The organism is Pseudoduganella sp. RAF53_2 (genome assembly GCF_052113985.1).
Classification (GTDB): Bacteria; Pseudomonadota; Gammaproteobacteria; order Burkholderiales; family Burkholderiaceae_D; genus Rugamonas.
Map to the genome: position 1 here is coordinate 1 of NZ_JBFRDW010000227.1, position 8,477 is coordinate 8,477.

7 protein-coding genes and 1 pseudogene are annotated in these 8,477 nt (G+C 51.8%); all 8 read left to right on the top strand.

The annotated features are described in order from the left end of the window. Positions 1–274: 274 nt before the first annotated feature. Positions 275–1,798 (top strand): HipA domain-containing protein, encoded by a 1,524-nt coding sequence (locus tag AB4Z11_RS14910; protein ID WP_442026028.1) that lies wholly within the window; start codon positions 275–277, stop codon positions 1,796–1,798. Between the two features lie 213 nt (positions 1,799–2,011). Continuing rightward, on the top strand, positions 2,012–3,235 hold the full coding sequence (gene tyrS, locus AB4Z11_RS14915; protein WP_442026029.1) for a tyrosine--tRNA ligase: 1,224 nt from the start codon (positions 2,012–2,014) through the stop codon (positions 3,233–3,235). A 711-nt stretch (positions 3,236–3,946) separates the two neighbouring features. Further along, positions 3,947–4,390, top strand: a complete 444-nt coding sequence (locus AB4Z11_RS14920) for a DUF3592 domain-containing protein (RefSeq protein ID WP_442026030.1) — start codon at positions 3,947–3,949, stop codon at positions 4,388–4,390. Between the two features lie 860 nt (positions 4,391–5,250). Next, positions 5,251–6,408 carry a hypothetical protein gene (locus AB4Z11_RS14925; RefSeq protein ID WP_442026031.1) on the top strand — a complete coding sequence of 386 codons (1,158 nt, stop codon included), beginning with the start codon at positions 5,251–5,253 and terminating at the stop codon, positions 6,406–6,408. A 158-nt stretch (positions 6,409–6,566) separates the two neighbouring features. Beyond that, complete coding sequence (locus AB4Z11_RS14930; protein WP_442026033.1) at positions 6,567–6,722, top strand: SUMF1/EgtB/PvdO family nonheme iron enzyme; 156 nt, start codon at positions 6,567–6,569, stop codon at positions 6,720–6,722. Continuing rightward, a complete protein-coding gene (locus AB4Z11_RS14935; RefSeq protein ID WP_442026032.1) occupies positions 6,722–6,949 on the top strand; it encodes a hypothetical protein in 228 nt (75 codons plus the stop codon). The genes AB4Z11_RS14930 and AB4Z11_RS14935 overlap by 1 nt, the downstream gene beginning before the upstream one ends. Before the next feature lie 532 nt (positions 6,950–7,481). Then, positions 7,482–7,793, top strand: coding sequence for a hypothetical protein (locus AB4Z11_RS14940; RefSeq protein ID WP_442026034.1), 312 nt, complete (start codon positions 7,482–7,484; stop codon positions 7,791–7,793). A 160-nt stretch (positions 7,794–7,953) separates the two neighbouring features. Continuing rightward, positions 7,954–8,477 (top strand): annotated as a pseudogene (locus tag AB4Z11_RS14945) (heme utilization protein); the annotation flags it as partial.

An 8,477-nucleotide genomic window follows, 5' to 3' on the forward strand; every position in this document is an offset into this window, starting at 1 on the left:
GATGTAATCCGGAGGGTGAGCTCGGTTGAGGTGTGTCGGGCGCATAGCGAATTGGGATGACTGGCAGCTAAGCAATAGGAGGTTCGATGTCAGGCGATGTGACTGTTCCGGAAGACTTCCCGCGAGGACCAATCGCATCCCTTAGCGGAGCTCAACCCAAATTGGCCGTTCGCTTTAATAGTGAGGACGGTAAGTACTACTCTGGATATTTACCAAAAGAGCTGGCAAAACGGTTCGAAATATGCGAGGACATAGCCAACCAGCTGGTAGAGAAGTGTCAGCGAAATCGAGCAACCAAGTACGCTGCAATGACCGAAGAGGGAATACTTTCGGGACTGCTGAAAAAGCTTTTGCTCACGCGCTGGGGAAGCGACGAAGAGATGCGCTGGGTTATTCGAAGAACCGCGACTACACTGGGCTGGCCCATACCCGACGCGGCGAGTTGAAACGCTGTCTCGATGAGCGGACTCTCAAAATGAGGTGCCTCGACGTTTTTATTGACCATGATTGCATTGGACAACTCCAAGAAGAAGGCAGATGGAGCTTTACCTATGAGCACGAATGGGCGAGGAGCGCAATCAGTTTTGACCTCTCACCTGCACTTACCCGCACACGGCACGTGCATGTGGATGACGAGCGTAACAGGCACGTGCAATGGTACTTCGAGAATCTACTTCCAGAGGAAGCACTTCAACATTCTATTTTCAAAGAGGCCGGGATTCCCGGAGGAGATACCTTCGCGTTGCTGAAGTATCTGGGAGAGGAATCGACCGGTGCACTTAATTTCCGCGAACCTGGGCAAGAGTTGGCGTGTGACTCAGGCTTAAGAGAGTTGAGTCGCGAGCAGTTAAGCGAACGCATTACGGCACTTGGAACTCGCACAATGGCAGCGTACTCACCCAAGCGAGTCGCCGTCGCTGGCGCTCAACACAAGCTCCTCGTCGTCGTGATGAATGACGGACGACTCTTCGAGCCTGTAGGTACAACAGCTTCCACGCACATACTCAAGCCGGACCATCCGGAGAGTCTTCGATATCCCGCGTCGGCCATCAATGAATACATAGTGATGCGCCTTGCTCGTGCAGCCGGTCTGGAAGTACCTGGAGTTTATCTCACGTACGTGCCTGAGCCAGTTTACATCGTTGAGAGATTTGACCGAGTCGCGCGCCCTCCCCTCAATTTGTCGGTTTCTGAGCAAAGCGCAGACAGCGTTCATGTCGTCGATGCGTGTCAGCTTCTAAACATCGCCCGAACAAACAAGTATCTCGTCGCTACTCTGACAGCACTGCAGCGTCTCATTTCACTGACCACAGATCAGGAACAGACGCGCCAAGCGTTGTACCGTTGGCTCGTCTTCAATGTGCTAATCGGGAACGACGATGCCCATCTAAAAAATCTGTCCTTCTTTGTGTCTAACGAAGGAATAAAACTCACACCGCATTACGACCTGCTTTCGACTGGCCCCTATGCGACTAGGGCCATCACGAATGGTGATGGATGGCCTTGGATTGACATGACAATTGGTTTGCCAGAAGCCCGCTTCTTCGGTCAAGTACGGCGGGCGAATATGCTACGCGCAGGTTGCGAGCTTGGTCTTTCGAGTAGCGCTGCCAGCCAGATCTTGGACGATGTTTTGTTTCGCGTCACCTCTGCTCTTGATGCAGAACTCGACGCCGTCGCGCAGCGGCACGCAGCACTTGAAGGAGCGGCACGAGCTTACATTGCTGGAGAAGCGCACCTGATGCGGATCGTAAGAAGCACAATTTGGAAAGAGATGGCCTGGCGTTTGTCTAGTTAAGCGCACGACCCAAGGTATTAGCAGGCATTTGACTCAATGTCTTGAACAGCTATAAGATGCCAAACATGATTTCGTCGATTTTTTCTATCGCTAGCTATTACGCCTACCGCTTCCGGCGGTAGGAGCTTGCGCATGCAACCCGGTCCGCCATCAGGGGACGGGTTGCGACATCGAGATCTCCTGAGCGGCTAACCACCACTTAAGGAGTTCGTAATGTCTGATGTCTCAAATGACCTGCTTCACCTGCTTGGCGAGCGCGGATTTATCCATCAGTGCACAGATGACCAAGGCTTACGGCAAGCCTTCATGGCTGGCCAGGTCACTGCGTACATCGGCTTTGATGCAACTGCAGATAGCCTGCATGTCGGCCACATCCAWGGTTTAATGCTGATGCGCTGGCTGCAGCGTGCCGGCCACAAGCCATTGCTTCTAATCGGCGGGGCGACAACTCGAATCGGAGATCCAAGCTTCCGAGATACGTCTCGGCCTGTATTGTCTTCCGATGTCATTGCTGCGAACATTCGCGGCATCAAAGATGCATTCCACCGCTTCCTGGGGAGCGACGCCCAGATCGTCGATAACTCAGACTGGCTTGATGGACTAGGCTATCTCGAGTTTCTATCCAACGTAGGCCGCCATTTCAGTGTAAATCGTATGCTTACTTTCGATGCGATCCGCACGAAACTCGAGCACTCGCTCTCGTTCCTTGAGTTCGGCTACACCCTACTCCAAGCGTATGACTTCGTGGAACTGGCAAAAAGGTATGGATGTACACTGCAGGTAGGTGGTGCAGACCAGTGGGCCAACATTATCAACGGCGTTGATTTGGGACGTCGCAACCAGGTCAAGACTCTGTATGGGCTAACGATGCCGCTGCTGACGACGAGCGATGGGCGAAAGATGGGTAAGTCCGCCAATGGTGCGGTGTGGTTGAACGCTGACCGATTGAAGCCATTCGACTACTGGCAGTTTTGGCGCAACGTAGATGATCGCGATATCGGACGGTTTCTCGCTTTGTTCACGGAGTTGCCAATGGACGAAGTCCATCGCCTGGCTGCACTAGAGGGGGCTGAACTAAACAACGCTAAGGTCGTCCTAGCGTCGGAAGCGACTCGTTTAGCTCATGGAGATGACGCAGCTAATTACGCTGCTCGCGGAGCCAACGCGGCATTCAACAATGAAATTGATAGTGCAGACCTACCGACTGTGACGTTAGGTCGCGCACAACACGCGGCCGGCATCACGCTGGGCGAACTCGCGGTCCTAGCTGGACTCTGTACCTCGAAGAGCGACGCACGTCGTCTAGCTGCTGGTGGCGGTCTGCGCCTCAATGGAGTRGCGGTTTTGGACGCAGACAAGAGCGTGAATGCCGAGGTAGGCCAGGTACACCTTTCCGCTGGTCGAAAGCGACATGTACGAATTGAACTCGGCGACTAACCCCCAAGCTACGCCTCTCCGAATTTACTGTCTTTAATACCGACAATGCTTGCCTTGGCACCACATGTCGCTGCGGCGCTAGGCAATCATCACTCTTCGGATAATGCGATGGCAGCGGTACTCCCTTGTACGCGTTCAGGATTTGGCTCCTGGATACACATGGCGCGCAAGCAAAGTCTTCGAGGCTACACCGCATGGCTGACTGTGATCCTGTTCAGATCAAAGTGGCAACTTAAACGCCGTGGCCGAAATTAGCAATAATTGTCAGTCCAGCGTTCAGCGGAATTGCATAATGGCAGCACCTTGCGCGTTAAGAGTTGACGTCGCATGTCAACATAAGCGAATTTATGCAAGACGACGATAGCGGGAGTAAACGATATGCCGGCGGCATCACTCTGTGCGAGCTTGTAGTCCTAGCTGGACTCTGCGCCTCAACGGGCGATGCACGTCGTTTAGCTGCTGCTGGAGGTTTGCGGCTCAATGGGATCGTGGTCGCTCATGCGGACAACGGCTTGAATGCCGAGGTACGCCAGATACGCCTTTCGGCTGGCAGAATGCGACATGTACGAATTGAACTTGTCGACTGAGCTTCGGCTTAGTCGCTTGAATTTTGCGGTTCTCAATATCGACAAGCTTGCCCGTTACCGCATGTCGCGCTGGCTGGAATAGTTTGCATTCTTCGTGCGAGAATACTAGAAAGTTAGATCTTTAATGCTGATGGAAGAATTATTTCTAATTGTCGGCTGCGTCATTGGATTAGGGTTTGTTACGCTTTCAACCCGTGCACTGAGGGCCGGATCCGCGTCCAAACGTTGGCGCCAAGTGGGCGGTGTAGTGCGCCACGTGGTAATCGAGTCTCGCCGGGGCGACATCGATTCAAAACTCGATGTATTCACCGCGAGAGTCGACTTCGAGTATGTGTTCGAAGATGCGCGCTATCGCAATGGACAGTATGTCGGTGAAAGCAACGAAGATCGCGACATTGTCATGCATTGCGCGCGCGATTTTATCGCAGGCAAGTACATTGATGTTTACGTTGACCCGCAACAGCCGCAGCAGAGCACACTCTATCCTGGCATGAAGTCGGGACATGTTTGTTTGTTCTTATTCGGCATTGGCGTGCTAGGATTTTCGCTATGGCGCCTCTTGAAATGAGAAGATGAGGCGAACCGGCGGCTTGTCAAGGTTAGGGCCTCAGCAGCTTAAGTCAGGACATTCGATCCGCAGCAAGCCTGGCTTCACTGCGACGCGAAATATTCGCAATCAAAGGTCTGACAACCAGAGTGAACCGCGCCAGCCCGGCGACAATGTGGCGCTGTGCGCGAATCCGACAAACTTGCGGAGGAGCGTTCACATCGGGCGAGCAGGAGCCGTACAGCAATTGGATATCGCGCGCTTGAAAACAGAGGTGCAAAATGCCGCAGCAGCTTGGCGACGGTGCAGACGAGTATACGGTGGTCGCAAGTAGCTGGCTCAAGCAAAGCGCCATTACATACAGCAGGGGGAACGCTTTTCTTTCAATCTCAAAAAAGCTCAACCGCTAGCTCAAGAACCGCCAGCATGAGAGCGACCACAAGCCAACTTGTTCCGCTTGACGCATAACGTAGATGATTGCGACGCGGGGCGGTTCATAGCTTTGTTCACGGAGTTACTGATGGACGAAGTCTATCGCCTGCCTGCCCTAGTGGGACCCGAACGGAGCGAAGCTCGGTTGTCCTGGCCTCGGGTTGCTCGTCGGCTAGTTGCTGGGCGTGAGCTGCGTTTCAATGGAGCAGCCATGTCGGGTGCAGACCAGAGCGTAAATGCTAAGGTAGGCCAGATACACCTTTTTGCTGGTTGAACGCGACATCCACGACTTGAACCGGTCGACTGAGCTCGTCCAAATACACTGACCGCGTCACAGCACCTTATCATTTCAAGGGCGCGCAGACGCAAAACTTTGATAAAGTTTAAGTACGATATTGCAGATGCCAGCTCTATAATCATAGATATGACTTATATCTCAATAAGGAACTATGGGAATCATTGATTTTCGCGAGATCGTCTCACCAAAAGCAGACCATGCGTCAGTTAAAGACACGCCGATTGGCAAATCATCTCTTCCAGACGATTTCGAGACATTTTGCCTTGACTTTTTCACATCGGTTCGTCCCACTGTCATTTTCGAGCAGATTTCAACCGGTGCAGATAATGGGATTGATTTAGGGGTGAAAGAAACCTTCAGCGATGGAAGCAAAATACGATGGCTTGTGAGCTGCAAACACAAAGCTCACTCAAAGGCAGCGGTCTCTGAAGACGAGGAAAAAAACATTCTTGAGAGAGTTTTCAAATGGGATTGTGACGGCTTCATTCCATTTTATACAACTTCACCTTCAACTAAAGTGAAGTCGCTAATAGAAGGTGTAGAGAAAGCTGGGAAACTAATCGACTGGTATCTGAAAGACCGGATCGAGCGTGATTTGCTTAGATCTGCGGAAGGAATTCAAATGGCAGCAAGATATTTCCCGAAATCAATGGTCAACCACTACACCACATTTATCAAGACGATGCCAAGGTACTCCACTAGTGATGTCAGTATTGAAGGTAACATGGCCARCATTGCTGGCTTTCGTCACTATTTTTCCGACACCGCGGAGGAAGAGGTTTTGGCAATCAAGGAGCACTTAGTCGAGTCGGCCAACCTTTTCGCGACAATGGATGCTCACACACCCTATTTTGTAGCCGCCCTAAAAGACGCCATCCAGCTGGCGCCTGATTTCTTTGATGTTGAACGGACACCAGAGGGCTTAAAGGACTTCGCTTACGTGAGCCCGACATGGTGTTCTTATTCCCTCTGCCGCGCGAGTCTTGATAAGGAGAATGGTCGTGGCCTTTCGTTTGCGTATTTTGTTGCCGCAGTATGGATTTTTTGGGATTACTCTAGAGCGAATATAGTTTTTGCCGAAAGTATGGCGCTTCGAAGCCGGTCGTCATTTTCCGACGAACTAACTCCGAATAAAATTAATACTTTGCAAAAATACAAGAAATTTCAAGAATTAGTTATGCATCAAATGTCTAAAGGCCTGCTTTCGCCTGGACTGATAGGCCTCAAGCTTCAAGAAGAGATGAGAGATATCGTGACACGCCTTTTTGCCTACGCGAATCCAATTCCACATCCTCAAATACAAAAATAGGAATACGTTGCCTGAGCTTTGCTGATTGGCATGTATTTACCTTGGCTGCTCAGGCTAACCCGCTCTCTTTGGCGAGCAAGCTTAGCTAATTAGCTTTTCCACCTCGTCGGAAAAAGCCGGAAGCGGTCGGATGCGATGATCACCCCGAGTTCTCGACAATCGTCGGTACGTACCAAGCGAATGCCTTTGGCCTGTACGACATGCTAGGCAATGCAGGGGAACAGGTCGAAGACTGCCAGCATTTAAACTATGAAGGCGCGCCGACGATGAAAGCGCCTGGATCAACGGCTGCGCCCCATTCGATGGTGGAATAATGGTAATCCATCGTGGCGGAAGTTATAACAGCGGCGCAATCGGTGCCAGCCCGACCTATCGCGGGCATACCAGCACCGATAATCGCAACAGCGTGGCCGAGAGATTCCGTATTGCTGAGGATTTGACAGACAACACCGACAAAACCACAGGGACAACTGCGTTTGAAAGAGAACTGACCTCAGCGCAGGCCGCGGAGCTCGGCAAACATGCAAAGCCTCAAAGATAAAAGATCAATCCGGCCTTCGCTGACCGTTACCAATCATAAAAATGGGGCACTCAAATTCGAGACCCCACTTCGCGCAATACTACCCGGATCACGTTGACTCACCGGTGCACTTTCTCCTTCCGGACACATCAGCGAGACCCATTAGTGCTTCATTTCCTCGCCGCTGCTTGCCGTGATTAGTTCATGCGCTGAACCGCGAACGGTACTGATCACGAATTCATGCAGCCAGCCATAACGACCGTCCAGTAAACACAACATACCGTCTTCACACGCTTGGTGGTGCTCGACCCGTTGACTCGGACTGGCGATTAGTAGTCCGCATTGCAGCAGAGAGGCCTCATGTATGTCTTTTTCGAATTTCCAGCGATGCGTGGCAGTAATCCACATGCATTTGTCAGCAAACGCGACAGTTGCCGTGAGAACCTACTTCCATGCATAGCAGTATCGATATTTGCGTAATAGGTTACTGAAGTATGACTTCGTTGAACTAGCAAGAAGGCATGGCTGTGGTGCAGACCAGTGAACCAACATTATCAACGGCGTTCACCTGGGACGTCGCACCCAGGCCCAGACGCTGTATGGACTAACGATGCCTCTGCTGACCACGAGCGATGGGCGAAAGATGGGAAAGTCCACCAATGATGCGGTATGGCTGAACGCTGACGGACGGAACCCATTCGACTACTGGCAGTTTTGGCGCAACGTCCATGATCACGAAGTCGGACGATTTTTCGCCTTGTTCGCGAAGTTACCGATGGACGAAGTCCATCGTCTGGCTGAACTGAAGGGGGCTGAATTCGACGACGGTAAGGTTGTTCCGTCCCGCAAAGGTCGATGCGCCTAAGCGAAAGTAGTCGCGCAGATCGGCGTCTGTGAGCTGCTTAAAAATTTCGCGCTGCGAAGAATGCTCCTGGTTCCACGGCGCAAAAACGAAATATCGGTCGATTTTTCTGCTTGGCAGTCTTGATACAAGTAGAGAACTTTCCACAAGAACAGGAGAAGAAATGGGTTTAATCACTAGTTTTGGAACARATCAGATTGCTGCGTTGAGCGCGGGCCAAGTTTCTGCTATTTCGGCAGCTGATTTGATGGCATTGACGTCGGACCAAATTGCGGCGCTTACCACTGTACAAATTCCAGCGTTATCAACGCAACAGATCGCACAAGCCTTTGGCAGCGATCAAACAAAAGCTTTGACGTCTGCTCAAACTAGTGTCTTAAATTCATCCCAGATCGCATCGTTTACTACAGCCGGGTTGGTTGCGATGGAAACGATGGATTTCGCGGCAATCAGTACCAGTGCAATCACAGGATTGAGTACTAACCAGCTCGTGGCGCTGAGCACCGACCAGATTGTGGCGCTGACTCAGGCGCAAGCCGCTGCCCTGTCGTCGAAACAGTTCCTTGCTCTGACCAGCGATGAGATCGCCGCATTGCAGACGCAAGACCTGAACGCGATCAAAATTTCGACACTGGCAGCAATGGGCTCAGCGCAGGTCGCAGCGCTGACGACCGACCAGGTAAAGGG

Excerpts from the sequence above, each read along its gene's own strand:
- AB4Z11_RS14920 (WP_442026030.1), top strand. The coding sequence starts at position 3,947 with ATGCTGATGGAAGAATTATTTCTAATTGTCGGCTGCGTCATTGGATTA.
- AB4Z11_RS14935 (WP_442026032.1), top strand. The coding sequence starts at position 6,722 with ATGGTAATCCATCGTGGCGGAAGTTATAACAGCGGCGCAATCGGTGCC.